Origin of the sequence: Streptomyces durocortorensis, assembly GCF_016901035.1 — a bacterium.
Taxonomy (GTDB): Bacteria; Actinomycetota; Actinomycetes; order Streptomycetales; family Streptomycetaceae; genus Streptomyces; species Streptomyces durocortorensis.
Genome location: NZ_JAFEUF010000005.1, coordinates 26504 through 51851, shown reverse-complemented (window position 1 = coordinate 51851; position 25348 = coordinate 26504). Strand labels below are relative to the sequence as shown.

Annotated in this window: 21 protein-coding genes; 10 read left to right on the top strand and 11 right to left on the bottom strand. The window is 73.0% G+C overall.

The window, feature by feature from the left end:
* Nucleotides 1–4 precede the first annotated feature (4 nt).
* Nucleotides 5–754, bottom strand: a complete 750-nt coding sequence (locus JS521_RS02195) for a DUF1838 family protein (protein ID WP_205081007.1) — start codon at nucleotides 752–754, stop codon at nucleotides 5–7.
* Nucleotides 755–823: 69 nt separating this feature from the next.
* Nucleotides 824–2956: a SpoIIE family protein phosphatase gene (locus JS521_RS02190; protein WP_205081006.1), complete on the bottom strand. Its 2133-nt coding sequence runs from the start codon at nucleotides 2954–2956 to the stop codon at nucleotides 824–826.
* Between the two features lie 210 nt (nucleotides 2957–3166).
* Here JS521_RS02190 and JS521_RS02185 point away from each other — a divergent pair, with 210 nt between their 5' ends.
* Nucleotides 3167–4429: a serine/threonine-protein kinase gene (locus JS521_RS02185; protein ID WP_205081005.1), complete on the top strand. Its 1263-nt coding sequence runs from the start codon at nucleotides 3167–3169 to the stop codon at nucleotides 4427–4429.
* 38 nt (nucleotides 4430–4467) lie between these two features.
* Here the strand turns inward: JS521_RS02185 and JS521_RS02180 are convergent, their stop codons facing one another.
* The 6 genes from JS521_RS02180 to JS521_RS02155 all read right to left on the bottom strand — a co-directional run bounded on the left by JS521_RS02180 (nucleotide 4468) and on the right by JS521_RS02155 (nucleotide 11351).
* Nucleotides 4468–5772 carry a tetratricopeptide repeat protein gene (locus JS521_RS02180; RefSeq protein WP_205081004.1) on the bottom strand — a complete coding sequence of 435 codons (1305 nt, stop codon included), beginning with the start codon at nucleotides 5770–5772 and terminating at the stop codon, nucleotides 4468–4470.
* Nucleotides 5773–5914: 142 nt separating this feature from the next.
* Complete coding sequence (locus tag JS521_RS02175; RefSeq protein ID WP_205081003.1) at nucleotides 5915–6505, bottom strand: TetR/AcrR family transcriptional regulator; 591 nt, start codon at nucleotides 6503–6505, stop codon at nucleotides 5915–5917.
* A 236-nt stretch (nucleotides 6506–6741) separates the two neighbouring features.
* Nucleotides 6742–7668: an ABC transporter permease gene (locus JS521_RS02170; RefSeq protein ID WP_205081002.1), complete on the bottom strand. Its 927-nt coding sequence runs from the start codon at nucleotides 7666–7668 to the stop codon at nucleotides 6742–6744.
* Nucleotides 7655–8710, bottom strand: coding sequence for an ABC transporter ATP-binding protein (locus tag JS521_RS02165; protein ID WP_239486669.1), 1056 nt, complete (start codon nucleotides 8708–8710; stop codon nucleotides 7655–7657). Before JS521_RS02165 ends, JS521_RS02170 begins: the two co-directional genes overlap by 14 nt.
* A gap of 152 nt (nucleotides 8711–8862) precedes the next feature.
* Nucleotides 8863–10134, bottom strand: a complete 1272-nt coding sequence (locus tag JS521_RS02160) for a LolA family protein (RefSeq protein ID WP_205081001.1) — start codon at nucleotides 10132–10134, stop codon at nucleotides 8863–8865.
* Between the two features lie 206 nt (nucleotides 10135–10340).
* Nucleotides 10341–11351: a polyprenyl synthetase family protein gene (locus tag JS521_RS02155; RefSeq protein WP_205081000.1), complete on the bottom strand. Its 1011-nt coding sequence runs from the start codon at nucleotides 11349–11351 to the stop codon at nucleotides 10341–10343.
* A gap of 159 nt (nucleotides 11352–11510) precedes the next feature.
* Here JS521_RS02155 and JS521_RS02150 point away from each other — a divergent pair, with 159 nt between their 5' ends.
* The 7 genes from JS521_RS02150 to JS521_RS02120 all read left to right on the top strand — a co-directional run bounded on the left by JS521_RS02150 (nucleotide 11511) and on the right by JS521_RS02120 (nucleotide 18651).
* The gene (locus JS521_RS02150; protein ID WP_205080999.1) at nucleotides 11511–13010 is read left to right on the top strand and encodes a peptide MFS transporter; all 1500 of its coding nucleotides are present in this window, start codon (nucleotides 11511–11513) and stop codon (nucleotides 13008–13010) included.
* 45 nt (nucleotides 13011–13055) lie between these two features.
* Nucleotides 13056–15050, top strand: coding sequence for a CocE/NonD family hydrolase (locus JS521_RS02145; protein ID WP_205080998.1), 1995 nt, complete (start codon nucleotides 13056–13058; stop codon nucleotides 15048–15050).
* A gap of 162 nt (nucleotides 15051–15212) precedes the next feature.
* A complete protein-coding gene (gene fahA, locus JS521_RS02140; RefSeq protein ID WP_205080997.1) occupies nucleotides 15213–16442 on the top strand; it encodes a fumarylacetoacetase in 1230 nt (409 codons plus the stop codon).
* On the top strand, nucleotides 16439–17173 hold the full coding sequence (locus JS521_RS02135; protein WP_205080996.1) for a GOLPH3/VPS74 family protein: 735 nt from the start codon (nucleotides 16439–16441) through the stop codon (nucleotides 17171–17173). Before fahA ends, JS521_RS02135 begins: the two co-directional genes overlap by 4 nt.
* A gap of 178 nt (nucleotides 17174–17351) precedes the next feature.
* Nucleotides 17352–17771: a phage holin family protein gene (locus tag JS521_RS02130; RefSeq protein ID WP_205080995.1), complete on the top strand. Its 420-nt coding sequence runs from the start codon at nucleotides 17352–17354 to the stop codon at nucleotides 17769–17771.
* Nucleotides 17768–18388, top strand: a complete 621-nt coding sequence (locus JS521_RS02125) for a DUF3618 domain-containing protein (protein ID WP_205080994.1) — start codon at nucleotides 17768–17770, stop codon at nucleotides 18386–18388. The genes JS521_RS02130 and JS521_RS02125 overlap by 4 nt, the downstream gene beginning before the upstream one ends.
* Nucleotides 18385–18651, top strand: a complete 267-nt coding sequence (locus JS521_RS02120; RefSeq protein ID WP_205080993.1) for a DUF4235 domain-containing protein — start codon at nucleotides 18385–18387, stop codon at nucleotides 18649–18651. The genes JS521_RS02125 and JS521_RS02120 overlap by 4 nt, the downstream gene beginning before the upstream one ends.
* A gap of 60 nt (nucleotides 18652–18711) precedes the next feature.
* On the opposite strand, the gene JS521_RS02115 is transcribed toward JS521_RS02120, so the two are convergent.
* Together JS521_RS02115 and JS521_RS02110 are read right to left on the bottom strand one after the other, a co-directional pair.
* On the bottom strand, nucleotides 18712–19344 hold the full coding sequence (locus JS521_RS02115; protein WP_239486680.1) for a response regulator: 633 nt from the start codon (nucleotides 19342–19344) through the stop codon (nucleotides 18712–18714).
* Nucleotides 19345–19406: 62 nt separating this feature from the next.
* Entirely contained in the window at nucleotides 19407–20687 is a 1281-nt protein-coding gene (locus JS521_RS02110; RefSeq protein WP_205080991.1) for a sensor histidine kinase, read from the bottom strand.
* 307 nt (nucleotides 20688–20994) lie between these two features.
* Here JS521_RS02110 and JS521_RS02105 point away from each other — a divergent pair, with 307 nt between their 5' ends.
* Both JS521_RS02105 and JS521_RS02100 read left to right on the top strand, forming a co-directional pair.
* A complete protein-coding gene (locus JS521_RS02105; RefSeq protein ID WP_205080990.1) occupies nucleotides 20995–22452 on the top strand; it encodes an alpha/beta hydrolase in 1458 nt (485 codons plus the stop codon).
* Between the two features lie 150 nt (nucleotides 22453–22602).
* Nucleotides 22603–23214: a Uma2 family endonuclease gene (locus JS521_RS02100; protein ID WP_205080989.1), complete on the top strand. Its 612-nt coding sequence runs from the start codon at nucleotides 22603–22605 to the stop codon at nucleotides 23212–23214.
* Between the two features lie 40 nt (nucleotides 23215–23254).
* Here JS521_RS02100 and recQ read toward each other — a convergent pair whose 3' ends face one another.
* Complete coding sequence (recQ, locus tag JS521_RS02095; protein WP_205081032.1) at nucleotides 23255–25309, bottom strand: DNA helicase RecQ; 2055 nt, start codon at nucleotides 25307–25309, stop codon at nucleotides 23255–23257.
* Between the last annotated feature and the right edge of the window lie 39 nt (nucleotides 25310–25348).

Genomic DNA, 25348 nt, shown 5'->3' with positions numbered 1-25348 from the left:
CCCCTTACACCTGGGGCGGGTGCAGCTTACGGAAATAGGTCCAGCTGGTCTCGTTCGGCTCGCTCCACTTCTCCGGGGCGTGGGCGAACTCCGGGTGGTGGGCGGCGATGTAGGCCCGGGTGCGTTCGGGGACCTCGGTGTACGCGCCGAGCTTGCGGCCCCGGCAGTGGAAGGTGAGACCGCCGGGCCGCTGCCCCCGGGCCATCCACGGGAGCCAGGGGGACATCCGGCTCCACGACATCGTGGCCGGAACACTGGGGGCCGGGCCCGCCAGGTCGGCGCGGTCCGCGAAGAACTGGAAGAGTTCCAGGGCCTTGTAGGTGTCCCCGGCCGAGTGGACCGGGTACTGGGCCACCGGCAGCGGCGAGGGGTAGGCGAGCGGGATCTCCAGGCTGAAGCAGGCCTGATCCCCGAGGTCGGTCGTCGGGATCGGGAAGGGACGCCACTTCTGGTTCGCCGGGTCGTTCCAGACGTGCACCACCGGCAGGTCCTGCCAGGTCTCCAGGATCTCGCGGCTGACCGGATCCAGATAGAACGCGGCCTCACGGGTGAGCAGTTGGTACGCGTCCGGCCCGGCGTCCGGGTCCTGGACCAGGCGGGCGACGTTCAGGCCCTCGAAGCCGAAGATCCGCTGGTAGGGCTCGTCGGGGGCCCAGGAGTAGACGTCTCCGGACCACCAGTACGTCACCTCCTCGCCGTCGAGGGAGGCGCGGGTGCGGGCGAAGGAACGGAGCAGCTCTGCGGGGCTCGTCATACGGACCACTGTGCGCGATACGGGCCGCCCTGCGCGATCGGCGGGCGCGTCGGCCACGGTCGGCGCGATTCAGCCCACCGGGTCGGGCGGGCCGTCCGGCAGCTCCTGCTCGGTCCACAGCACCTTGCCGTCAGGACCGTGGCGGGCTCCCCAGTGGGAGGCGAGGCGGGAGACGATGAACAGGCCCCGGCCCCCCTCGTCGACGGTCCGGGCGTGCCGCAGGTGCGGGGCGGCCGTGGAGCCGTCGTGGACCTCGCAGGTGAGCGTGGAGTCCAGCAGCAGGCGCAGCCGCAGCGGCGGGGTGCCGTAGCGGACGGCGTTGGTGACGAGTTCGCTGACGATCAGCTCGGTCGCCTCCACGGTGTCCGCGTCCAGCCCCCAGCCCTGGAGCCGGTCGCGCACCAGCACCCGGGCGGTGGCGGGCGTCGTGGGGTCCTGGGCGAGGTCCCAGGTGGCGACGAGGTGGTCGGAGACCGTACCCGTACGGGCCAGGAGCAGGGCGGCGCCGGCGGCGCGGGTGTCGTCCGCCAGCGCGTACACGATGTCGTCGCCGAGCTGCTGGAGGCTGCGGCCCGGCCGGGCGAGGGCCCGGGTGATGCGTTCGGCGGCACGGTCGCCGGAGAGCAGGTCGGCGCTGCAGAACGCGAGGAGGCTGCCCTCCTCCAGGGTGACCGTGGCGGGGGCGAAGAGGGCGCTGTCGGCGGAGAAGAGCCCGGGCCCCTCCGGTACGTCGAGGGCGACCGCCCGCCCGTCGGGGCCGACGATCAGCGGCGCGGGGTGCCCGGCGCGCGCGACGGTGCAGGTGCGGGTGAACGGGTCGTACACCCCGTACACGCAGCCCGCGCTCAGGGGTTCGCCGTGGAGGCCGTCGGCGGGCGGCAGGGAGGCGCGTTCGTCGGCGAGGCGGTCGGCGGTGTCCTTGAGCCGGGCGAGGACCTCCTCCGGCTCCAGGTCGAGACCGGCCAGCGCCTGGATGACGGTGCGCAACTGGCCCATGGCGATGGCCGATTGGAGGCCCTCGCCCGCGACGCCGCCGACGACGAGCGCGGTACGGGCGCCGGACAGGGCGATGGTGTCGAACCAGCAGCCGCTGTCCCGGCCGGGCAGCAGGACGTGCGCGGTGTCGACGGCGGCCTGGCGCCGCTCGGCCTGCGGGAGCAGCCGCCTCTGGACCGTCGAGGCGATGACGTGCTCGCGCTCGTAGCGGCGGGCGTTGTCGATGGCGAGGCTCGCGCGGGTGGCCGCCGTGACGGCCAGGGAGACGTCGTCCTCGTCGAAGGGTTCGGAGGCCCCGCAGCGGTAGAGGCTGACCAGTCCGAGGACCGCGCCCCGCAGGGAGAGGGGCGCGACGACCAGGGAGTGCGCGCCGGTCTCCGCGACGGCGCGCGCCCCGTCCTGGTCGGTGCCGAGCCACGGGGTGTCGGGCCCGAGCGGGACGAGCCGGGCCCGCAGGTCGGCGGCGGCGAGCGCGTACGGCGTCCGTGCGGGAAGGTGGCGGGTCGTGCCAGGCGCCCGGCCCCGGGCCCCGTTCCCGCTCTCCACCGCGTCCCGCACGGAGTCGCACCGGCCGCTGGCGGCACGGCGCAGCGGGGTTCCGGGAGGCATCGGGCCCACCGGCGGCTCGGCGCCGCGCAGGACGTCGTCCACCACCTCCACGACGGCGAGATCGGCGAACCCGGGCGCCAGTGCGTCGGCGAAGGCGCGGCAGGCGGTGGCGACGTCGAGGGAGCCGCCGACCGCGTCCCGCACGGCGGTGAGCGCGGCCTCCCTGGCCCGGCCCCGTTCCCGCTCGGTGACGTCGACGACCGCGACCACCAGGCCGAGGGCGGGGGCGTCGGGGCCGCCCGGACCGTGCAGGCGGTACAAGGAGGTCAGGAACTGCCGGTCGCCGGGAATCCGGCGCAGCCGCCCCCGCACGAGATGGTCGCGCACGGGGCCCTCACCGGCCAGCACCCGCTTCATGAGCTGCTCGGAGCCGTCCGGGTCGTCGAGCCGGAAGACCTCGGTGAACGGGCGGCCGGTGTACTCCCCGGTCCCCACGCCCTCGACGAGGGAGTTGGCGCGTACGAGCCTGAGCTGCGGGTCGAGCACGAGGAGGCCGACGGCGGACTGGGTGAACAGCGCCGCGAGGAGCGCCTCGTCGAAGCCGCCGTCCGTCCTCGCGGCCCGCCCGGGCCCGGCCGGGTTCTCGCTGTCCGCCACGGCTCCACCCACCCTCCGGCTCCGGCGCACCGGAGCCGGGCCGGCACGCGCCGGACCAGCATCACCCGCCGCGCCGGGGGCGGCCACCGGTGGGCGGCAGGGGTGTGACGGGCGGACGCGGACGCGGGCGTGACACCGCGCCAGGAGTGTCGGGCCCTGCGTCATACTGAACCGCCGGAGCACGCCGGAGCACAGGGGGGCGTTCAGCGCATGGAGCACGGGGCGGACGGCGGCGGGCTGCCGGAGCGGATCGGCGGGTACGCCGTGGAGCGGGAGTTGGGCGCCGGTGGGATGGGCACCGTCTATCTGGCGCGCTCCCGCGGCGGGCGGGCGGTGGCCGTGAAGGTGGCCCGGTCGGAGCTCGCCGGCGACCCGCACTTCCGGGAGCGGTTCCGCGCCGAGGTCGCCGCCGCCCGCAGCGTGGGCGGCTTCCACACGGCCCCCGTGGTGGACGCGGACCCGGACGCGGCGGCGCCCTGGCTGGCCACGGCGTACATCCCCGGGCCCACCCTCTCCGCGCTCCTGGAGGCCGAGGGGGCGATGGACGAGGCGCGGCTGCGGGGTCTCGGCGCGGCGCTCGCCGAGGCGCTGGCGGCGATCCACGGCTGCGGTCTTGTGCACCGCGATCTGAAGCCCGGCAACATCATCATGGCTCCGGACGGCCCCCGGGTCCTGGACTTCGGCATCGCCCGGGCCCTGGAGTCGACCCGGCTCACCGCCACCGGCGTGGCCTTCGGCACCCCGGGGTTCCTGGCGCCCGAGCAGGCGCAGGGGCTGGAGGTCGGCGGGGCGGCCGACGTGTTCGCGCTGGGTGCGGTGCTCGTCGCGGCGGCGGGCGGCAGCGCGTTCGGGGCGGGTACGCCGATGGGCCTGATGTACCGGTCGGTGCACGAGCCGCCGGACCTGGCCGCCGTGCCGGAGGGGCTGCGGCCGGTCCTCGCGGCGTGCCTGGCCAAGGAACCGGAGGAGCGGCCCACGCCGGCGGGCCTGCTGGACCTGTTCGTACCGGACACCGTGACACCCCCGCCCGCCGCGGCGTACGCCCCCACGGTGGCGGTGCTCCCGCCGCCACCGTCGTACGCCCCGTCCAACGCCGTTCCGCCGGCGTACGGGCACCAGGCCCCGCACCACGGCCTCCTGCCGCACCAGGCCCCGACCTGGCCCGCGGCGACGGGCGGCGCACCGGACGACGCCGACGTCGGCACCGACCTCGCGTTCGTGGCGGTCGGCCCGGGAAGCTCCCTCCTCATCGACGCGACGGGCGTCACGCTGGGCCCGGAGGGTGCGGAGACGCAGTACACCTGGGCCGAGATCCGGACAGTGACGTACGCGGCCGAGGGCCCCAAGCACCTCGGGGTCGTCGTCCACCCGCACCACGGCACGGCGCACCCGTGCCTCCTCGCCGCCCGCAGGCGGGGCCGCCTCCAGGAGTGGCTGCAGGACCTGCCGCTGATCCTGGAGTGCTTCCTGTAGCGGGCCGGCGGGCCGGTCCTCGCCACCCCGGCCGTGTCCTAGGCGGGCTCCACCAGGCCCTGGGCGGGCTCTCCCAGGTGCGTCAGGGCCTGGCGGAAGTCGTCGAGGGCGGGGCCGAAGTCGTGGGCGGCGGCGTGCAGGCCCGATCGGTCGGTCAGGATCCTGGCCAGTGCGCGTGTTCCCTCCGCCGGGTCGTGCCCGGACAGTCGACGGGCCAGGTCCACCCCCTCGTCGAACAGCGGGCGCGCCTGCTCCGCGAACAGACGGGTGCGCTTCTCCCAGAAGACGGCGGAGCGGAGGGTGAGGGACCGGTGCAGGCGGACCAGTTCGGCCAGGTGCCGGTCCGGATCCTCGGCGGCGCGGGGAGCGAGGGCGTCCACCTCAGCGCGCAGGGCGAGACGGCTGTCGGCGTTACGCCACCGGGCACGGGGAGACCCTCGCATCGGCGCCAGGCCCGACGGCGTACGCGGTTCATCGGCCGCGGACTCATCACCGTAGGCACCGGAGAGGGTCAGCAGCTCCGCCCAGAGACTCCGTTGGTAGCCGCTCCAGGTCTTCCGCTCACCGGTCTCGGCCAACTCCCCCAGCACGGCCAGTGCTTCCTGCCGTGCCAGGGCCGCCCGCTCGTCCCGGCCGTGGGTGTCGAGCATCCGGGCGTACCCGATGAGCGCGTGGAGGTGGCAGACCATCGGGCCCCGGTCCGCCGCGGCTTCGGCCGCTTCCATGGTGACGAGCCTCTCGAACGCGGCGAGCGCTTCGCCGAACCGGCCGGCGTCGTGGAGAGCGGCGATCCAGTCCAGGAGCGTCCAGGCGAGCGCCCCGCTGCGGGGCCCGTCGGGCAGGAGCGCCGCGACCAACTCGTCCATGGCGTCGGCGGCCTCGGCGTACCGGCCTGCCTCGGAGAGTCCGGCCGCCCACTCACGCAGCCCCTTGACCACCGGGACTCCGGCCGGTCCGGTCCGGGCGCGGCTGATGTCCAGCATCTCGGCACACAGGGTCAGGGCCTCCGTGTGCCGGTCCAGGCGGTACAGCTCGCCCCGGTAGCCGTCGAGTGCCCGGTACAGGACATCCGCACGGGCGGGTTCGGCCGGATCGATGCGCCGCGCGACGGCCACCGCTTCCTCGCACAGCTCCAGGGCGCACGCGTGCCGGGTGCCGGAGCCGGCGTCGTAGGCGAGACGCCGAAGCGCCCCGGCCAGGAGCGGGAGATACGAGGCGGGGCTGACCTGGGCGAGCACCCGGTAGGCGTCCACTTCCTCGCCCGGCGTGCGGCGTCCCGACGCGAGCAGCACGTTCCGCGCTCGCACGATGTCGTCCTGATCGACTTTCCCCCAGTGATCCATGACGGAGATTCTGCGTGCCCCGGAGAAGGCCCAACAAGGCTGTGCAGCTGTGCCGTTGCTCCTACGAGAACGCCGTCTGACCTGTCATGATGGATCTGACACCGCCCGTCGAGGCTCCTCCGGTACCTGTTCGCGGACAGTCCTAGTAACCCGGCGCGCGCAGGGAGCGCAGGACGTGGTCGACCAGCGTGGCGATCGTCTCCTCGTCCTGGACGGGCTTGCGCAGCACATGGCGGTAGTAGACCGGGCCGTACAGCATCTCCACGGCCAGCGGGAGGTCCGCGCCGGGCGGGATCTGGCCCTGGTCCTGGGCGCTGCGGAGCCGGCCGATCGCTTCCTCGACGCGGGGGTCGACCAGCTGCTCCCGCAGTTGCTGGGCCAGCAGGTCGTCGTGGTGCAGCTCGGAGAGGATGCCCGCGTAGGCCGGGCCGAACGGCGGGACCGAGAGCAGTTTCACCGCGCCGGCGACGTGGGAGCGCAGGTCGGCGCCGATGTCGCCGGTGTCCGTGAACGGGGTGGCGTCGATCAGGGCGTCCGTGAACGCCTCCAGCAGGACCGCGCCCTTCGACGGCCACCAGCGGTAGATCGTCTTCTTGCTGACCCCGGCGTCGGCCGCGATGGCCTCTATCGTGACGTGCCCGTACCCCCGCTCCGTACACAGGTCGAGAGCGGACCGCAGGATCGCGCGGCGTGATCGTTCGCTACGTCGCACACTGCTCGGCGATGTGATCATTCGGTGAGCATAGGGGGGTTCCAGCCAATCTCTTGTTGACATCTCGTCGCCAAAGACCGCACCATACCCAGGCGGAAACGGAACGTACCGTGTCGTGTCGTTCCGGTGGTCCGCACCGTTCGTGCCGTTCGTGCCGCGACGAGCCGATCGGGGGACGGCTCGCCCGGCCGACGGCGCGTGCGGCCCCCGCCGATCCGATCAAGCCAGGCCCCTTGCACCCGCTCCCGGGCGCTCTCTCAGGCCGTGACGTCCTTGGCCGTGAAGCGCGCCCAGGCCGCCGAGCCGAACACCGCGACGTACAGCCCCTGCAACTGGAAGTTCTTGACCAGGTCGTCCCAGTGGACGGGTTCGCGCAGGACATCGGCGAACGACATCCAGTAGTGCGCGAACAGATACGGGTGCACACCACTCAGCTGCGGAATGCTGTCCAGGATCTGCACCGTGATCAGCAGTCCGACGGTGGCCGCCATCGCCCCGATCCCGCTGCCGGTCAGCGTCGAGACGAACAGCCCGAGCGCGGCGAACCCGGTCAGGGAGACCGCCACGACCAGCGCCGTCAGTCCCGCCCGCACCAGCCCCTCGCCGATACCGATCCGGGTGCCGGAGATCGTGGTGACCTCCCCGACCGGGAACAGCAGCGCCCCCACCGCCAGCGCCGACGCCGCCACGACCAGGGTCGCGATCAGGCAGAAGGCGAGGACGGAGGCGTACTTCACGAGCAGCAGCCGGGTCCGGCCCGCCGGGGCCACCAGCAGATAGCGCAGCGTGCCGCTGCTCGCCTCGCCCGCGATCGCGTCGCCCGCGACGACGCCGACGGCCATCGGCAGGAAGACCGGCAGCGTCGCGGCGAGGGCGGCGAAGACGAGGAAGACGCCGTTGTTGGTGACCTGGGCGAGGAACGCCGGACCGGCCCCGCCGTCCGGGCCGCCCGCCCCGCCACTGCCCCCGCCGCCGGTCTCGATCCGGACCGCGATCCCGATGAGTACGGGGACGGCGGCCAGGACGCCGAGCAAGGCGTAGGTGCGGTGGCGGCGGAGCAGCGTGGTGATCTCGGACCGGAGTAGGCCCAGCGTCCACAGCGGATTGCGGGAGCCGCGCGGATCGGAGGAAAGCGCCCGTTCGGCCTGCGACTTCTCAGCTTGGGACTTCTCAGCCTGCGACATCGAATCCCTCTCCGGTGAGTGCGACGAAGGCGTCCTCCAGCGAACCCCGCTCGACGCCGAAGAACCGCACCCGCACCCCGCCGCCCACCAGCGCCGCGTTGAGGTCGGCGAGGTCCACGGCGGCGGGCGGGGCGTCGGCGGTCAGCCGGTCGCCGTCGGCGCTCAGGCCGGTGAGTCCGTGCTCCTTGAGGATGCGGGCGGCGTCCCCGGGGTCGGGGGTGGTGACGGCGAGCCGGCCCCGGGCGCTCGCGGCGAGGTCGGCGACCGGGCCCTGGACGATCAGCCGGCCCCGGGCCATCACCGCGGCGTGCGTGCAGACCTGCTCGATCTCGTCCAGCAGGTGGGAGGAGAGGAACACCGTGGTGCCCTCGGCCGCCAGCTCCCGGACCAGGGAACGGATCTCGCGCATGCCCTGCGGGTCGAGGCCGTTGGTCGGCTCGTCCAGGACCAGCAGCCGGCGCGGCCGCAGCAGGGCGGCGGCGAGCCCGAGGCGCTGCTTCATGCCGAGTGAGTACGCCTTGGCCTTCTTGGCCGACGCGGCGGCGAGCCCGACCCGTGCCAGGGCTTCGTCGACGCGGGCCCGGCGGGTGCGCGGGTCGGCGGTGGGGTCGGCCCGGTCGTACCGCAGGAGGTTGTCCCGGCCGTTCAGGAAGCCGTACAGCGCGGGCCCCTCGATCAGCGCGCCGACCTCCGGCAGCACCGTACGGGCGGCCGCCGGCATCGGGCGGCCGAGCACCTCGGCGGTGCCGGACGTCGGGTCGATGAGGCCCATCAGCATGCGGATCGTGGTGGTCTTCCCGGAGCCGTTCGGGCCGAGGAAGCCGAAGACGCTGCCGGCGGCCACGGTCAGGTCGAGGCCGTCCACGGCGAGCTGACCGCCCCGGTAACGCTTGGTCAGGCCGCGGGTGCGGATGACGGGGGCGCCGGTGGCCGGGACCGGGGCAGGGTTCCCGGACCCGGCCCCCGTGACCGCCGCATGCCCCTCCCGCGCGTCCTCCGCCACCGCGTCCCCGGCCTCGGACTCGGCCGCTGTGTCCGTCATGGCGGTCGCACCTCTCAGTGAGCACGGTCAGTGAGCACGGGTCGTCAGCAAGGTTCGTCGAGCACCGGTCGTCAAGCGCGGGGGCGCCGTGGCCTCCACGCGGGTGCGCGGAGGCCACGGCGGCCGGGTGTCCAGGTGCCCCTGGGAAGGTTCTACTTCGCGGCGGCGTCGGCCGCACGCACCAGCGCGTCCTTCGTCACCGCTCCGACGTACACCGAGCCGTCGTCCGTCAGCAGGGCGTTGACCAGGCGCGTCTTGAAGACCGTGCCCGAGCCGAACTTCCCGGTGACCTTGTCGCCGAGCGCGTCGATGAAGCCCTGCGCCTCGGCCGGCATCTCGTCCGAGCCGGCCTCGGGGAGGCCCTTGCCGCCGGGGGACTTGATCTCGGCGATCGAGGTCCAGCCCTTCCCGATGACGTTGAAGCCGCCCTCGCCCGCGAGGCCGTCCAGCTCGGCCAGCTGCCCGGGCAGCGCCTTCTGCGCCGCGCCGTGCTCGTCCTTGCCGGTCGCCGGCTCGTCGGCCTCGGTCACCTTGGCGCCCTTGGGCGGGGTGAAGGCGAACGTGGACGCGGCCGGCTTGGCGAAGTCGACCTTGGTGAACCCGGCGTCGACGACGGCCTTGCCGCCGCTCGCCGCGGACAGGGTGAACTTCAGCGGTACGCCGTTCTCGGCGTCCACGGCGATCCGGACCGAGCCGATCGTCGAACCGGACTGCTTGGGCTTGATCAGCAGCTGGTACGCGTCCCGCCCGGCGACCTGCGCCGTGCCGTCCACGGTGACCGAGGTGGTGTCGCCCACCGCCGCGAGCGCCTGCTCGGCGAAGTCCTTCGGGGTGGCCGGGGCGCCCTTCGGAGCCTTGGGGGCCTTGGGGGCCTTCTCCGCGTGGCCGCCGTCCTCCCGGCCCTCGGGAGCCTCGGCGTGGTAGACCTCGTCGGACTTGCTGTCGTACGCCCAGACCTCGCCCTGGTTGTGGATGACGCTGTACTCGGACGCGTCCCCGAGGATGGAGAGCTTCTGCCGCTCCGGGCCGTCGGCGGCCCCCCGCAGCGTGTGCGTGCCGGACGTCAGCTCCATGAGCTTGTCCTGCGGGGCCGCCGCGCCGCCGTCCTTGCCCCCGTCCTTGCCCTCGCCGCCGGGCGCGAGCGAGCCCGCGAGGCCGTCGAGGGGCAGGCCCAGGTCGGTGCTGATCTTGAACGTGCCGGAGAGCTGCTCCTCGTCGGAAGCGGCGATCTTCTCGACGAGTTCCTGTGCGCTGATCTTCGGCAGGTCCGGGTCGCCGGAACTCGCGAGCGCCGGGACGAGCCCGATGGTCGCGGCCGCCACCCCCGCGACCGCGACGGGGACGATGTAGCGCGCCGCCTTCCGGCGGCCCACGACAGTGCTCGTGGCCTCGCCGGTGGTCTCTGCGCTGTCGTTCGGTGCCATGGTGTGCCCTACCTCCGTGGTCGGCGGCTTCCGTTGTTAACCATCTGACCAAATCGGGCGGTTCGAAGCGTCAGCCCGGGGAATCAACTCCGCCTACTGCTCCGGTATGACAACCGGAAGGGGCGTGTACGCCAACCAGTAGGGGTATCGCCCCCGTCCGGGTGACACACCGTCACCGCCCCCGCACACCGGGGGCCTCCCGGACCTCAGCCCGCGCGGTGCACCACCGCGTCGCACAGCTCCTCCAGTGCGGCCTTCGCGTACCCCTCGGGCAGCGGGGCGAGCGTGGCGCGCGCCGCCTGGGCGTAGTGCACGGTGTCCTGGCGGGCCTGCTCCAGCGCCGGGTGGGCGCGCAGCCGGCGCAGCACCTCGTTCAGCGCGTCGTCGCTGCTCAGGTCGGAGTCGAGCAGCTCGACGAGCTCCAGGTCGTCGGGCTTGCCGTCGGCCGCCGCCTGGGCGCGCAGCCGCAGGACCGGGAGCGTCGGGATGCCCTCGCGCAGGTCGGTGCCGGGGGTCTTGCCGGACTCGTGGGAGTCGGAGGCGATGTCGAGGACGTCGTCGGCGAGCTGGAAGGCGATGCCGAGCCGTTCCCCGTACTGGGTGAGAACATCCACGGTCCGCTCGTCCGCGCCGGACATCATCGCCCCGAACCGGCCGGAGACGGCGACCAGCGAGCCGGTCTTGCCGCTGAGCACGTCCAGGTAGTGGTCGACCGGGTCACGGCCGTCGCGCGGGCCCGCCGTCTCCAGGATCTGGCCGGTGACGAGCCGCTCGAAGGCCTCGGCCTGGATGCGGACGGCCTCGGGGCCGAGGTCGGCCAGGATGTGGGAGGCGCGGGCGAAGAGGAAGTCGCCGGTGAGGACGGCCACCGAGTTGCCCCAGCGGGTGTTGGCGCTGGGCACCCCGCGCCGCACGTCGGCCTCGTCCATCACGTCGTCGTGGTACAGCGTGGCCAGATGGGTCAGCTCGACGACAACGGCCGAGGGGACGACTCCCGGGGCGTCGGGATCGCCGAACTGTGACGCGAGCATGACCAGCAAGGGACGGAACCGCTTGCCCCCCGCACGCACCAGGTGCTGGGCGGCGTCCGTGATGAAGGGGACGTCGCTCTTGGTGGCTTCGAGCAGCCCTGCCTCGACAGCGGCCAGGCCCGACTGGACATCGGCCTCAAGAGCCTGGTCCCGCACGTGCAGTCCGAACGGCCCGACGACGGTCACGGGGACATCTCCTGTCTGCTGACGATCACACGCAATGTCGATGTGTCGCTGTCTCTCGAATCAACTTCAGCGTATCCGGTCCGCTATGGATCACCGTGGGCGGCTTCCCATGACCGCCGGTATGTTCGGGATCAGCTCATACGATCAGGAGTCTCCGCTTTGTCCCACAGCCCCGCCGCCACCGAGCCGGCCCAGCCCCCGCCCGAGGACGACCACGCCTTCTTCGGACAGCCACGGGGCCTGATGACCCTGTCCGGCCTGGAGGTCTGGGAGCGGTTCTCGTTCCTGGGCATGCAGGCCATCCTGGTGCTGTTCTTCGCCGACACGGTGGCGAACGGCGGCATGGCCATGGACCCCGGCACCGCCGCATCCGTCTCCGCCGCGTACGGGACGTTGGTCTATCTGGTCTCCGTGGCCGGCGGCTGGCTGGCCGACCGGATCCTCGGCTCGTACCGGGCGGTGCTGTACGGCGGCATCCTCATCGCCTGCGGCCACTACTCCATGGCCGTCCCCACCGACGCCATGACCTGGGTGGGCCTCGGCCTGATCAGCGCCGGAACGGGCCTGCTCAAACCCAATGTGGCCTCCATGGTCGGCAAGCTCTACCGCACCGACGACGAGCGGCGCGACGCCGGCTTCGCCCTCTACTACATGGGCATCAACATCGGAGCGTTCGCCGGACCGCTGATCACCGGCTGGCTCGGCGAGCACTGGAGCTGGCACTGGGGTTTCTCGGCGGCCGCGATCGGCATGACCTTCGGCCTGATCCAGTACGTCGTGGGCCGCCGTCACCTGGTCGGCCGCAAGGAGGGCGCGGAATTCGCGCTGGCCCCGGACGCCATGCGGCGGGCGGTGCGCCTGATCATCGGCGGAGCCGTCGCGACAGCCCTCGTAGCCACCGTTCTGGCGCTGGTGGGATGGCTGACCATCGACCGGTTCGTGGACGTGCTGACGGTGATCTCGATCATCGCCCCGATCACCTACTTCGTGGTGATGTTCAGGAGCCCCCGGGTCACCGCCGAGGAGCGCGGCAGGCTGCGGCCGTACGTCGTGCTCTTCCTGGGTTCGGTCTTCTTCAACTTCATCCTCTTCCAGGCCTACTCGACGATGATCCTGCTGGCGTCGACCAACGCCCGGACCGAGATCTTCGGCTTCACCTTCCCGGCCAGCTGGTACGCCTCCGCGCTCGGCGCCTTCGAGGTGGCGCTCGCGCCGCTGGTGGCCGCCACCTGGGTGCGGATGGGCCGCCGCCAGCCGCACGCCTCCAACAAGATCGCCTTCGGTGTGATCCTCGGCGGTCTGTCGTTCCTGCTGATGGTGCTGCCGACCTCCGGGCACGCGGACGACACCTACAAGATGGCCGTCTGGTGGATCGTCGGCTCCTACCTGCTGCTCGGCCTGGGCGACGTCCTGCTGGAGACCTCCGGCCTCTCGGCCAGCAGCAAGCTCGCCCCGAAGGCGTTCGCCAGCCAGACCATGGCCCTGTGGTTCCTCTCCCTGGCCGTCGCCAACGGCATCCAGGCCCAGACCGTGAAGCTGTACGGCGAGGTCTCCAACCCCGCGTACTTCGGCGTCAACGGGGCGATCGCGGTGGCGGCCGGTGTGGCGATGATCCTCGCCGCGCCCTGGCTGAAGCGCACGATGCACCCCGTCCACTGACCCGTACGCCCGCTCGAAGCACCCCGCCCCCCACCGAGGTGACCCATGAACATCACGACCGAGTTCCCGTACGAGACCACCCGCGAGGACGTCCGCATCCCGCTGCCCGACGGCACCCTGCTCTACGCCCGGATCTGGCGGCCGCTGACCGACGAACCGGTCCCCGCCCTGCTGGAGTACCTGCCCTACCGGCTGAGCGACTGGACCGCGCCGCGCGACTGGCAGCGCCACCCCTGGTACGCGGGCCACGGCTACGCGTCCGTACGGGTCGACGTCCGGGGCCACGGCAACAGCGAGGGGCTGCCGGGCGACGAGTACGACGCGCAGGAGCTGGAGGACGGGGTCGCCGTCATCCACTGGCTGGCCCAGCAGGAGTGGTGCTCCGGCCGGGTCGGGATGTTCGGGATCTCCTGGGGCGGCTTCAACTCGCTCCAGATCGCCGCGCTCGCCCCCGAGCCGCTGAAGGCGATCGTCACGGTCTGCTCGGCCGACGACCGCTACGACAACGACGTCCACTACATGGGCGGCTCGGTCCTCGCGGTGGACATGCACGCCTGGGCGGCCACCATGCTCGCCTTCGTCTGCCGCCCGCCGGACCCGGCGCAGGTCGGCGACGACTGGAAGGAGATGTGGCTGAAGCGGCTGGAGGCCGTCGACCCCTTCATCCACACCTGGCTGGCCCACCAGAGCCGCGACGCCTACTGGAAGCACGGCAGCGTCTGCGAGGACTACGGCGCGATCAAGGCGAACGTGCTGGCGGTCGGCGGCTGGCACGACCCGTACCGCGACACCGTCCTGCGGCTCGTGGAGCACCTGGACCCGGCGCAGGTGCGCGGGATCATCGGCCCGTGGTCGCACCAGTACCCGGACCGGGGGCTGCCGCCGGGGCCCGCGATCGGCTTCCTCCAGGAGACGCTGCGCTGGTGGGACCAGCACCTCAAGGGCAAGGAGACGGGCGTGATGCGGGAGCCGCTGCTGCGGTCCTGGATCAGCGGTTCGCACCCGCCCGCCACGGTGTACGAGACGCTGCCCGGCCGCTGGGTCGGGGACGCGTCCTGGCCGTCGGAGAACGTCTCCCCGGTGGCGTACGCCCTTCAGGGCGGTGAGCGGATCGTCGCCTCGCCGCAGCAGACCGGGCTGGACGCGGGGCGGTTCTTCCCGTTCGGCAACGAGGCGGACCTGCCGCCGGACCAGCGGGACGAGGACGCCAAGTCGGTGTCGTTCGAATTCCCCGTCGAGGAGGCGCCGATCGAGATCCTGGGCCGCCCCCGGGTGAAGCTCCGCCTCCGGATGGACGTCCCGCGCGGCCAGGCCATCGCCCGGCTCTGCGACGTAGCACCGGACGGCTCCTCCACCCTGGTCACCCGGGGCGTCCTCAACCTCGCCGCCCGGCACGGCCGCGACCGCACCGAGGACTGGCCGCCCGGCGAGACCGAGGACGTCGTCTTCGACCTCAACGGCATCGGCCACACCTTCCCGCCCGGCCACCGCATCCGGCTCGCCGTCTCCTCCTCGTACTGGCCCTGGATCTGGCCGCAGGCCGGCTCGGCGGGCTTCACGCTCGACGCGGACGGCAGCTTCGTCGAACTGCCGGTGCGCCGCCACACCGAGGACCCGGCGATCACCTTCGGCGAACCGGAACAGTCCGAACCGCTCGGCGTGGTCTACCCGGTCACCCTGGAGGAGCCGCGCCCCGAACGCCTCGTCGTCCGCGATGTGGCCAAGGGCGAATGGCGGCTGGAGGTCGACCCCCGTTACGGCGGTACGCGCGTCTACCCGGACGGTCTCGAATTCACCGAGGACGCCCTGGAGACGTACACGATCCAGCAGGACGACCCGCTCTCCGCGCGGACCCGCTCCGACTGGCGGATCCGGCTGCACCGCCCGGAGGCGGCCTGGGACGTGGAGATCGAGACCCGCTCGGAGATCGCCGCCGACGAGCACGACTTCATCACCTCCAACGAGGTGGTCTGCAAGGACGGCGAGGAAGTCGTCTTCCACCGCACCTGGGAGAAGCGCATCCCGCGCACCGCGGGCTGAGGTGTTTCCGGCGCGGGTCCCCCGGGTTTCCGGGGGAACCGCCGGTAACCGGTGAACTTTCCGGGCAATACGCACAGTTGGGGATGGTCAGGGCACTGCCGCTGGGTAGGAGCCCCGACGTAACGTGTCCCCAACGCGACCTGGAAAGCGAGGCAGCACCACATGCCCGAGCAGAGCAGCCCGCTCGATCTGGCCGAGGGCGACCCCTTCGGCCCGCACAACCTTCCGTACGGTGTGTTCTCCACCCCCGACCACCCCGACGACCGCCGGGTCGGCGTCCGCATCGGCAACCACGTCCTGGACGCCGGGGCCGCCGCCCACGCACTGGGCTCCCCGTACGCGGGGCTGCTGGCGCAGCCGAGCCTGACACCGCTGCTCGCGGCGGGCCGCACCGCCTGGAGCGATGTGCGCCGCGCGCTCACCGCCTGGCTGACCGTCCCCGCCCACCGCGCGGACATCGAACCGCTGCTGCACCCGGTGGACGCGGTCACCCTGCACCTGCCGTACGAGGTGGCGGACTACGTCGACTTCTACGCCAGCGAGCACCACGCCACCAACGTCGGAAAGATCTTCCGGCCGGACGGCGACGCGCTCACCCCCAACTGGAAGCACCTGCCGATCGGTTACCACGGCCGCTCCGGCACCGTCGTGGTCTCCGGCACCGACGTGGTGCGCCCCAGCGGCCAGCGCAAGGCCCCCACCGACCCGGCCCCCGTCTTCGGGCCCTCGGTGAAGCTCGACATCGAGGCCGAGGTCGGCTTCGTCGTCGGCGTCCCCTCCGCGCACGGCGCCCCGGTCCCGCTGGCCGACTTCCGCGAGCACGTCTTCGGGCTCTCGCTCCTCAACGACTGGTCCGCGCGCGACCTCCAGGCCTGGGAGTACGTGCCGCTCGGCCCGTTCCTCGGCAAGTCCTTCGCCACCTCCGTATCGGCGTGGGTCACCCCGCTGGAGGCCCTGGAGGCCGCCCGCACCGCACCCCCGGCCCGGGACCTCCCCCTCCTCCCCTACCTCGACGACGTCGAGGACGAGGAGCCGGGCGGCTTCGACATCCGGATCACCGTCGAGATCAACGGCCAGACCGTCGCCGAGCCCCCGTTCGCCTCGATGTACTGGACGGCGGCCCAGCAGCTCGCCCACATGACGGTCAACGGCGCGTCGCTGCGCACCGGTGACCTGTACGGATCCGGCACGGTCAGCGGCCCCGAGACGCACCAGCGCGGCTCGCTCCTGGAGCTGACCTGGAACGGCCGCGACGCCCTCGAACTGACCGAGGGCAAGCGGACGTTCCTGGAGGACGGCGACACGGTCACGCTGACCGCCTGGGCGCCCGGCCCGCACGGCACCCGCGTGGGCCTCGGCGACGTCACCGGAAGGATCGTCACCGCGCCATGACGACTCCCGCGCCTTCCGGCCCCGAGGCGTCCGCCCTGACCCTGCCCGAGGAACTGCTCCTGCTGACGCTGGACCCGGAGCGCGGCAAACCGCTCTGCGCCCGCACGTATCTGCGGTACGGCACGGCCGGCGCGGTCCTCGCCGAACTGGAGCTCCAGGGCCGGATACGCGAGGAGCGCGGCCGGGTCCAGGTGGTCAACCCCCTGGACCCGGCCCACCCGCTGCTCGCCTCGCTGCTGGGCACGCTCGACCCGCCGTCCGCCAAGAAGAAGCGATTCCGCCCGGGGACCAGCGCCAAGAGCTGGATCCGGCTGTACGGCCGCAACGCCGAGGAACGCCACCTGGACCACCTGGTGGAGCGCGGCCTCCTGCGCCGCGAGACCCGCCGCTTCCTCGGCGTGCTCCCCTACCAGCGGCACTTCCCGGGCGACCCCGACCTGACCGGCGCGACCCGGTGGCGCTTCGGCCAGGCGGAGGCCCGGGGCTTCCCGGACCAGCGCAGCCGCGCTCTGGCGGGCCTCGTCTCGGCGACCGGCCTCGCCGGCACCCTCACCACCGCGGGCCGCGAGGGCCGCTCGGCGATGAAGACCCTGCGCCGCGCCCACTGGTTCGCCGCAGCGGTGCACCACAACGTCCGCCAGAACCAGTCCAGCGGCGGCGGAAGCAGTGACGGCGGCAGCAGCTGGGGCGACGGGGGCGGGGGCGGCGGCTGCGGAGGCGGCGGGGACTGAGGGCGGGTCTGCGTCTGTCGGCGGACACGCTCCTCGCGGTGGAGACGGGTGCGAACGCGGTTGGCGGGTACCCGGGCGGCAGCAGCACACATCCGGATGCGGCGGTTCCGTCGTGGCACTCCGTATGAACGTGCCGACGCCGACAGGGACCGACAGGGAAGAGCCAGGTGACCGCGTCATGAGTACAGCAGGACGGCAGACCCCCACCGCCACCGGCGATGAACCGGTGGGCGTTCTCGTCTCACGTGCCTCGCAGCAGATCTCGGAGCTGGTCCGCGAGGAAATGCAGCTGGCACGTTCGGAGATGGCGGAGAAGGGCAGGCGCTTCGGTAAGGGCGGCGGCCTGTTCGGCGCTGCGGGGTTCGTCGGCATCCTGGCCTCTCAGGCCCTGGTGGCGACCTGCATCGCCGCACTCGCGCTGGCCCTGCCCCTGTGGGCGGCGGCCCTCATCGTCACGGCGGTGCTGGCCGCGGTGGCGGGAGCAGCCGCCCTCGCGGGGAAGAAGCAGATCGCCCGCGCCGGAACCCCCGCCCCGGAGCAGACCATCGACAGCGTCAAGGCCGATCTGGCCGAGGTCAAGGAGAGGGCTCACCGATGAACGACGAGTCGCAGAACAAGATGGGTTCGCCCACCCCCGAGGAACTGCGCCAACAGGTCGAGCGCACGCGTGACGAACTCGGCCAGACCGTCGAGGCATTGGCGGGCAAGGCCGACGTCAAGGCACAGGCGAAGGCGAAGACCGCGGCGGCCAAGGAACAAGCCGCCGAGAAGACGGCGGCGGCGAGGGAACAGGCCGCGGAGAAGGCGACGGCGGTGAAGGAACAGGCCGCCGAAAAGTCTGCCGAGTTGAAGGGGCAGGCGGCCGAGAAGGCCTCGGCCGCGAAGGAGCAGGCGGCCGAGAAGACGGCGGCGGTCAAGGAGCAGGCCGCAACGGCCACCGCCCAGATCCGGGAGAAGAGCGCGCAGGCCGCGCAGACGGTGAAGGACAAGACGCCGGACTCCGTGCAGGAGAAGGCGGCACAGGCCGCCACGCAGGTGCGGGAGAGCGCGGCCCGGGCCGGGCAGTTCGCGGTGGACCGGACCCCCGACCCGCTGCTGGAGAAGGCGGACCGGGCCGCGAAGGCCGCCCGCGCCAACCGCACCCCGCTCCTCGCGGGCGGCGCGGTGCTGGTCGCCTTCCTGCTGATACGCCGCAGCCGGGGGCGTAACAAGTGAAGGCTTCGAAGATCGCCTACAAGCCGATGGGGTTCGCCCTCGGCGCGCTCAGCGGCATGATCGCGAGCGCCGTCTTCAAGCAGACGTGGAAGGTCATCGAAGGCGAGGGCGACGCCCCCGATGCCCTCGACGAGGACCGTCCGTGGCGGCAGATCCTTCTCGCCGCCGCCGTACAGGGCGCGATCTTCGCCGTGGTCAAGGCCACCGTCGAACGCTCGGGCGCGAAAGCGACCCGGCGCGTCACGGGCGTCTGGCCGGCCTGACCCGGGGGCGGTTCCGGCCGGGCCCGGCAGGCCGGCCGGAACCGCCCCGGTGTCCCCGGCTCAGCTCCCCGGCCCCGGGTGTTCGGCGTCCCGGACGAGCAGGGCGATCCGCACCCGGTTGTCCACCTCCAGCTTGCTGAACAGGCTGCTCGTGTGGGCCTTGACGGTGGCGACGGTGATGCCGAGCCGCTCGGCGATCTCCCGGTTGCCGAGCCCGTCCGCGATGGCCCGCGCGGTGTCGAGTTCGCGCCGGGTCAGGACGGACAGCCGCCTTCGGGCGGCATCGCGGACAGCCCCGCGAACGGCCGGGCCCTCGACCGCCGTGGCCGCTGCGATGAGCCGTGCCGTGGCCTGAGGAGACAGGGCGGGTTCGCCGTTCGCGACCGTCCGCACGGCGTCGATGATCCGGCCGGGCGGGGTGTGCTTGAGGACGAAGCCGAGTGCCCCCGCGCGCAGCGCGTCGAGGACCAGCGCGTCGGAGTCGAAGGCGGTCAGGACGATGACCCGCGGCGGCCGGTCCAGCGCCAGGAGTTCCCGGGTCCAGCTCACGCCGTCCCGCCCGGGCATCCGTACGTCCATGAGCACGACGTCCGGCGTCTCCTCGCGTACGAGCGCGAGAGCCTCCTCCCCGTCGGCGGCCTCGCCCACCACGGTGAGGTCGCTCTCGCCGTCGACGACGAGACGCACCGCCATCCGGATCAGCTGCTCGTCGTCGACCACGACCACCCGCACCGGCGGCTTCCCGGACTCCACGCTCAGAGCCTCCGCTCGGGCTGGTCTTCGGGCCGGGGTGGTTCGGTGGGCTCGCCGTCAGGCCGGGGCGGCCGGGCGGGCTCATCCGGCCCGGCCGTGCGATCGGGCTCGTCCGTCCAGACCTGCCGCTCGGGCTCGTCCGGCCCGGCCCGCCGCTCGGCCTCGTCCGGCCAGGGCAGCCTGGCGGTGAGGGCGAACCCGCCGTCGGGCGCCGGGGCGTGGCCGACGGTCCCGCCCACGGCCCGGACCCGCTCGGCGAGACCCTGCAGACCGTACCCGGAGGCCGGCGGCCCGGTCCTCCTCCGGGCGGCCGGACCGTTGCGGACGGCGACACCGAGCGTGCCGCCCGGCTCCCCGTCCAGGGCGATCAGGACCGGGGCACCGGGGGCGTGCTTCGCGGCGTTGGTCAGCGCTTCCCGGACGACGCGGTAGCAGACCTCGCCCACCTCGCCCGGGGGTTCGCCGGTCGTGTCGACGGTGAGCGTCACGTCCATGCCGGAGGCGCGTGCGTCGTCCACCAGGGCCGGGACGCTGCCGTAGGAGGGGCGGGGCGGCTCCGGGCGGTCCGGCTGCTCGGCCCGGAGCACGCCGAGCACATCGCGCAGATCCTCCAGGGCCCGGTACGAACCGTCCGCGATCCCCCGTACCAGCACGGCCCGCTCCTCGTCCGGCAGATCGGGGCGGTGGTCCAGCGCCCCGGCCTGCAGGGCTACCAGGGAGATCCGGTGGGCGAGGCTGTCGTGCATCTCGGAGGCGATCCGGTTGCGCTCCAGAACCCGGGCCCGGTCCGCCAGGGCTGCCTGTTCTCGTTCCGCGCTCCGGGCCCGTTCCCGGAGCGAGAGGACTTCGGCGCGGCGGGCTCCCACGGCCCATCCCGTGGCGACGGCGAACCCCGCCGTCAGCAGCTGCAGGCTGAGTTGGATCCAGGGGGCGCCGGGCGGCCGCTCCACCGGGTACAGGCCCGTGGTGAACAGCGGCGCGACGACGAACGCGGCCACCACCGGCGCGATCTCAGCCGGCCGCCGACGGGCCGCCAGGGAGCCGATCGCCAGCAGTGCCGCGCCGGACGCCAGGGTGGAGGCGGCGGACGCGACGGCGACGGCGAGCGCCACGGGGACGGGGAACCGCCGCCGCCAGGCCACCGCCGTCAGGCAGCCGAGGGCGACGACCGGGTCGCCGGTGACGAACCAGGAGCAGGAGTCCGCCGCACAGCCACGCGGCAGCATCGCGCCGGTGAGCATCCAGAGCAGCACCCCCACCAGGGCGGCCGCGCCGAGCCGCACCGCCTCCCGCCAGGGACCTCGGGGAGGCGCGGTCCCCGCTGGCGGCGCGGGCGCGTGGGGTGACACGGCACTTCCAGGTGACACGGCCCTCAGAGGTGGCACGGCGTCCGTCTCCATCGGTTCATTATCGCGACGCGGCCCGGCCGGGACGTCCGCCCTGGGGAGGGGACCGCCTTCGACTCCGGTCGAAGGTCCGCGTCGGCGCACCCGTCCCCGGTCCCGGGCACGACGGCCCGAGCGGGCGATGTGCGAGGGGCCGCGCCGCGGCGAGACTGACGGCTTCTCACGGACGACGAGGAGGCTTCGTATGCGCCGGAAACCCCTGGCCCTGGCTCTTGCCGCCACCGCAGTCGTCGCGACCTGGGTCGCCCCGGCCTCGGGCGCGACACCGGACGCGGCGGCCACCGCACCGGCACCGCTGAAGTGGGGGCCCTGTCCGGGGGCGAACCCCCCGAAACAGCTCCAGTGCGGCACGCTGAAGGTTCCGCTGGACTACCGCGATCCCGAGGGCCGCCAGATCAAGATCGCGGTCTCCCGGCTGCCGAGCCAGAAGCCCGCGCAGCGCCGCGGTGCGCTGCTCACCAACCCGGGCGGGCCCGGTGGCGCCGGCCTCGGCTACCCGTTGGGTCTCGCGGCGCAACTGCCCCAACAGGTGCTGGACACCTACGACATCATCGGCATGGACCCGCGCGGGGTGGGCCGCAGCACCCCGGTGACCTGCGACCTGACGCCGGCCCAGCTGAAGCGCGGCGCGTACCCCACGTACGCCCACAACCCGGGCGACGTGGTGCGCGAGGCGCGGTACGCGCGCACCATCGCCCGGCAGTGCGCCGCGTCGGACACCGCGTGGATGCTGCCGCACACCACGACGGCGAACACCGCACGGGACATGGACCGCCTCCGGGCCGCCATCGGCGAGTCCAAGATCTCCTACCTCGGCGCCTCGTACGGCACCCAGCTCGGCGCCGCCTACGCCCAGCTGTTCCCCGAGCGCGGCGACCGGATCGTTCTCGACAGCGCCCTCGGCCCGCGCGGCTACGACGTCACCGCGTTCCGGCTGCTGGCACGCGGCATGGAGGACCGCTTCCCCGACTTCGCGGCCTACGCGTCCGCCCACCCCGAGTACGGCCTCGGCACCACCCCCGCAGAGGTGGAGGCCACGTACGCCGCCCTCGCCCGCCGCCTGGACGCCGAGCCGCAAGGCAACATCACCGGAACCCTGTTCCGCGGGCTGACCCTGGAACTGCTCTACGCGGACACACAGCTTCCGGAGCTGGCGAAGATGTGGCAGACCCTGAAGGCGGGGAACCCCTACCCCTTCGAGCCGACTCCGGACCAGGAGAACTCCGCCGCCTCCCGCCTCCACGTCCTGTGCGCGGACTCCCGCTGGCCCCGCCACCAGCTCGCCTACCAGCTGAACGTCGCGGTCGACCGCGCGCGGTATCCGAAGCTCGGCGCCTCGACGGCGGGCATCACCCCCTGCGCGTTCTGGCCGTCCGAGCACCGCGAGCGGCCGGTGCGCATCGGCGACCGGGGCCCGTCGAACATCCTGCTGGTCCAGAACGAACGCGACCCGGGCACCCCGCTGGCGGGAGCCCTGAAGCTCCGGCAGGCACTGGGCCAGCGGGCCAGGATGGTCACCGCCGACCAGGGCGGCCACGGCGTCTACCCCTTCGGCACCAACACCTGCGCCAACGAGGTGACGACCACGTTCCTCACCACGGGCAAGCGCCCGGTCCGCGATCTGCGCTGCGCCGCGGAGTAACCGGCGGGACGTCCCCGAACGTGGGAACGCCTGGACCGTCGCAGCCTCGGTCAGCCTCGCGGCAGGCGTTCCCACGTTCGGGTCATCCGGATCCGGTTCCCGGCGGATACGCTGGTCGGGCCCGCGAGACTCCTCCCCATGGGAGCAATGATGAGCATCGAACCCGAGGCCTCCGAGCCGCGGTGGGCGGTCCCGCCCGAGGGCGGCTGGACCGCCGATGACCTGGACACACTCCCGAATCTGCCTCCGCACACGGAGCTGATCGACGGGAGCCTCGTTTTCGTGAGTCCGCAGACCCTTTTCCATTCGCGAGCGGTCAGCTTCTTCGAGTGGCAGCTGCAGTCCTTGGTGCCGCCCGAGCTGGAGGTCGTGCGCGAGTTCACCATCGACATCGACCGCTACAACCGGCCCGAGCCTGATGTGATCGTCATCGACGGCGATGTCGTCGATGACCCGAATCAGACCCGGTTCCCCGCCGAGGCCGTCCGACTGGCCATCGAGGTGGTCTCGCCCGAGTCCCGGGCGCGCGACCGGGAGACCAAGCCCGTGAAGTACGCCCGCGCGACCATCCCCCACTACTGGCGGGTGGAGAACCACGACGGGCGCGCCGTGGTGTACGTCTTCGAGCGGGAGCCGGCCACCGGCGCGTACACCTCGACCGGGATCTTCCACGACCGGATGAAGGTGTCGGTGCCGTTCACCGTGGACCTGGACCTCACGGCGATCACGGCCCGCCGCAGCCGGGCGGCGGACCCGGAGTAGGCCCCACCGCCCGGTCACTCTCACCCGCCCGGTACGTCCCTCACTCGTACTCGGGCGGTTCCTCGTCCCAGCCGAACTCGGGGTCGCTGTGCTGCGAGGCCGCGGCCGGAGCTTGCGTACGAGCCGGAGCCGGGGCCGCCGCACGGGGTGCGGGCGCCGGGGCCGCCGGTGTCTCCGGGGCCGCCGGTGTCTCCGGGGCCGCTCCCGGGGACACCTCGGCCAGGACCTCCAGCACGCCCTCCCCGTACGTCGCGAGCTTCTTCTCGCCCAGGCCGCTGATGCCTCCCAGCTCCCCGACCGTCGTCGGGTGGACGGTCGCGATCTCCCTCAGCGTCGCGTCGTGGAAGATCACGTACGCCGGGACGCCCTGCTCCTTCGCCGTCGCCCCGCGCCAGGCGCGCAGCGCCTCGAAGACCGGGACGGCGGACTCGGGGAGGTCGGCGGCGGCCGCCTTGCCCTTGCCGCCCCTGCCGCCGCCCGCCGAGGACGACGAGCGGGACGTCGGCTTCTTCGGCTCCTTGCGGAGCAGCACCTCCCGCTCCCGGCCGAGCACCGTCGCGCTCTCGTCGGTCAGGACGAGCGTGCCGTACTCCCCCTCGACCGCCAGCAGGCCCTGGGCCAGCAGCTGGCGGACCACGCCGCGCCACTCCGCCTCGGCCAGCTCCTCGCCGATGCCGAAGACCGAGAGCTGGTCGTGGTCGAACTGGATGACCTTGGCGGTCTTGCGGCCGAGCAGGATGTCGATGATCTGGCCCGCGCCGAACTTCTGGTTCCGCTCGCGCTTCAGCCGCACCACCGTGGAGAGCAGCTTCTGCGAGACGACCGTGCCGTCCCAGGTCTCCGGCGGGGTCAGGCAGGTGTCGCAGTTGCCGCAGGCGGCGGCCGTGGGCTCCTGGCCGAAGTAGGTGAGGAGCTGGGACCGGCGGCACTGGACCGTCTCGCAGAGCGCCAGCATCGAGTCGAGGTGGGCGGCGGCCCGGCGGCGGTGGGCCTCGTCGCCGTCCCCGCCCTGGATGAGCTTGCGCTGCTGGACGACGTCCTGGAGTCCGTACGCCATCCAGGCCGTCGACGGCTCCCCGTCACGGCCCGCGCGGCCGGTCTCCTGGTAGTAGCCCTCGACGGACTTGGGGAGGTCGACGTGGGCGACGAAGCGGACGTCCGGCTTGTCGATGCCCATGCCGAACGCGATCGTCGCGACGACGACGAGCCCCTCCTCACGGAGGAACCGCGACTGGTGGGCGGCGCGCGTGGAGGCGTCCAGGCCCGCGTGGTACGGAACGGCCTGCACGCCATTGCCGCTTAGATACTCCGCGATCTTCTCGGTGGAGTTGCGCGAGAGGCAGTAGACGATGCCCGCGTCCCCGGCGTGCTCCTCCTTGAGGAAGGTCAGGAGCTGCTTCTTGGGCTCGGACTTCGGGACGATCCGGTACTGGATGTTCGGCCGGTCGAAGCTCGCCACGAAGTGCTTCGCGTCCGGCATGGAGAGCCGACGGGTGATCTCCTCGTGGGTGGCGTTCGTCGCGGTCGCCGTCAGGGCGATGCGCGGCACGTCCGGCCAGCGCTCGCCGAGCACGGACAGCGCCAGATAGTCCGGGCGGAAGTCGTGGCCCCACTGGGCGACGCAGTGCGCCTCGTCGATCGCGAAGACGGAGATCTCGCCCCGGGCCAGCAGGGAGAGCGTGGAGTCCAGGCGCAGCCGCTCGGGGGCCAGGTAGAGGATGTCCAGCTCGCCCGCTAGGAACTGCGCCTCCATCGAGCGGCGCTCGTCGAAGTCCTGCGTGGAGTTCATGAAGCCGGCCCGGACGCCGAGCGCCCGCAGGGCGTCGACCTGGTCCTGCATGAGGGCGATCAGCGGGGAGACGACGACGCCGGTGCCGCGCCGGACCAGGGACGGGATCTGGTAGCAGAGGGACTTTCCGCCGCCGGTGGGCATGAGCACGACCGCGTCGCCGCCCGCCACCACATGCTCGATGATCGCGCCCTGCTCGCCGCGGAACGACTCGTACCCGAAGACGCGGTGCAGCGTCCGCCGCGCCTCGCTCTCGCCGCCCGTGTCGGTGTCGGTGCCGGTCACCGTCCCGGTGGTCTCATCCATGGTCACGCCCAATGCTCTGTCCCCCGAGGGTCCGCCGAG

Excerpts from the sequence above, each read along its gene's own strand:
- JS521_RS02195 (WP_205081007.1), bottom strand. The coding sequence starts at position 754 with ATGACGAGCCCCGCAGAGCTGCTCCGTTCCTTCGCCCGCACCCGCGCC.
- JS521_RS02185 (WP_205081005.1), top strand. The coding sequence starts at position 3,167 with ATGGAGCACGGGGCGGACGGCGGCGGGCTGCCGGAGCGGATCGGCGGG.
- JS521_RS02180 (WP_205081004.1), bottom strand. The coding sequence starts at position 5,772 with ATGGATCACTGGGGGAAAGTCGATCAGGACGACATCGTGCGAGCGCGG.
- JS521_RS02175 (WP_205081003.1), bottom strand. The coding sequence starts at position 6,505 with ATGATCACATCGCCGAGCAGTGTGCGACGTAGCGAACGATCACGCCGC.
- JS521_RS02170 (WP_205081002.1), bottom strand. The coding sequence starts at position 7,668 with ATGTCGCAGGCTGAGAAGTCCCAAGCTGAGAAGTCGCAGGCCGAACGG.
- JS521_RS02165 (WP_239486669.1), bottom strand. The coding sequence starts at position 8,710 with ATGACGGACACAGCGGCCGAGTCCGAGGCCGGGGACGCGGTGGCGGAG.
- JS521_RS02160 (WP_205081001.1), bottom strand. The coding sequence starts at position 10,134 with ATGGCACCGAACGACAGCGCAGAGACCACCGGCGAGGCCACGAGCACT.
- JS521_RS02145 (WP_205080998.1), top strand. The coding sequence starts at position 13,056 with ATGAACATCACGACCGAGTTCCCGTACGAGACCACCCGCGAGGACGTC.
- fahA (WP_205080997.1), top strand. The coding sequence starts at position 15,213 with ATGCCCGAGCAGAGCAGCCCGCTCGATCTGGCCGAGGGCGACCCCTTC.
- JS521_RS02135 (WP_205080996.1), top strand. The coding sequence starts at position 16,439 with ATGACGACTCCCGCGCCTTCCGGCCCCGAGGCGTCCGCCCTGACCCTG.
- JS521_RS02130 (WP_205080995.1), top strand. The coding sequence starts at position 17,352 with ATGAGTACAGCAGGACGGCAGACCCCCACCGCCACCGGCGATGAACCG.
- JS521_RS02125 (WP_205080994.1), top strand. The coding sequence starts at position 17,768 with ATGAACGACGAGTCGCAGAACAAGATGGGTTCGCCCACCCCCGAGGAA.
- JS521_RS02115 (WP_239486680.1), bottom strand. The coding sequence starts at position 19,344 with ATGGCGGTGCGTCTCGTCGTCGACGGCGAGAGCGACCTCACCGTGGTG.
- JS521_RS02105 (WP_205080990.1), top strand. The coding sequence starts at position 20,995 with ATGCGCCGGAAACCCCTGGCCCTGGCTCTTGCCGCCACCGCAGTCGTC.
- JS521_RS02100 (WP_205080989.1), top strand. The coding sequence starts at position 22,603 with ATGAGCATCGAACCCGAGGCCTCCGAGCCGCGGTGGGCGGTCCCGCCC.
- recQ (WP_205081032.1), bottom strand. The coding sequence starts at position 25,309 with ATGGATGAGACCACCGGGACGGTGACCGGCACCGACACCGACACGGGC.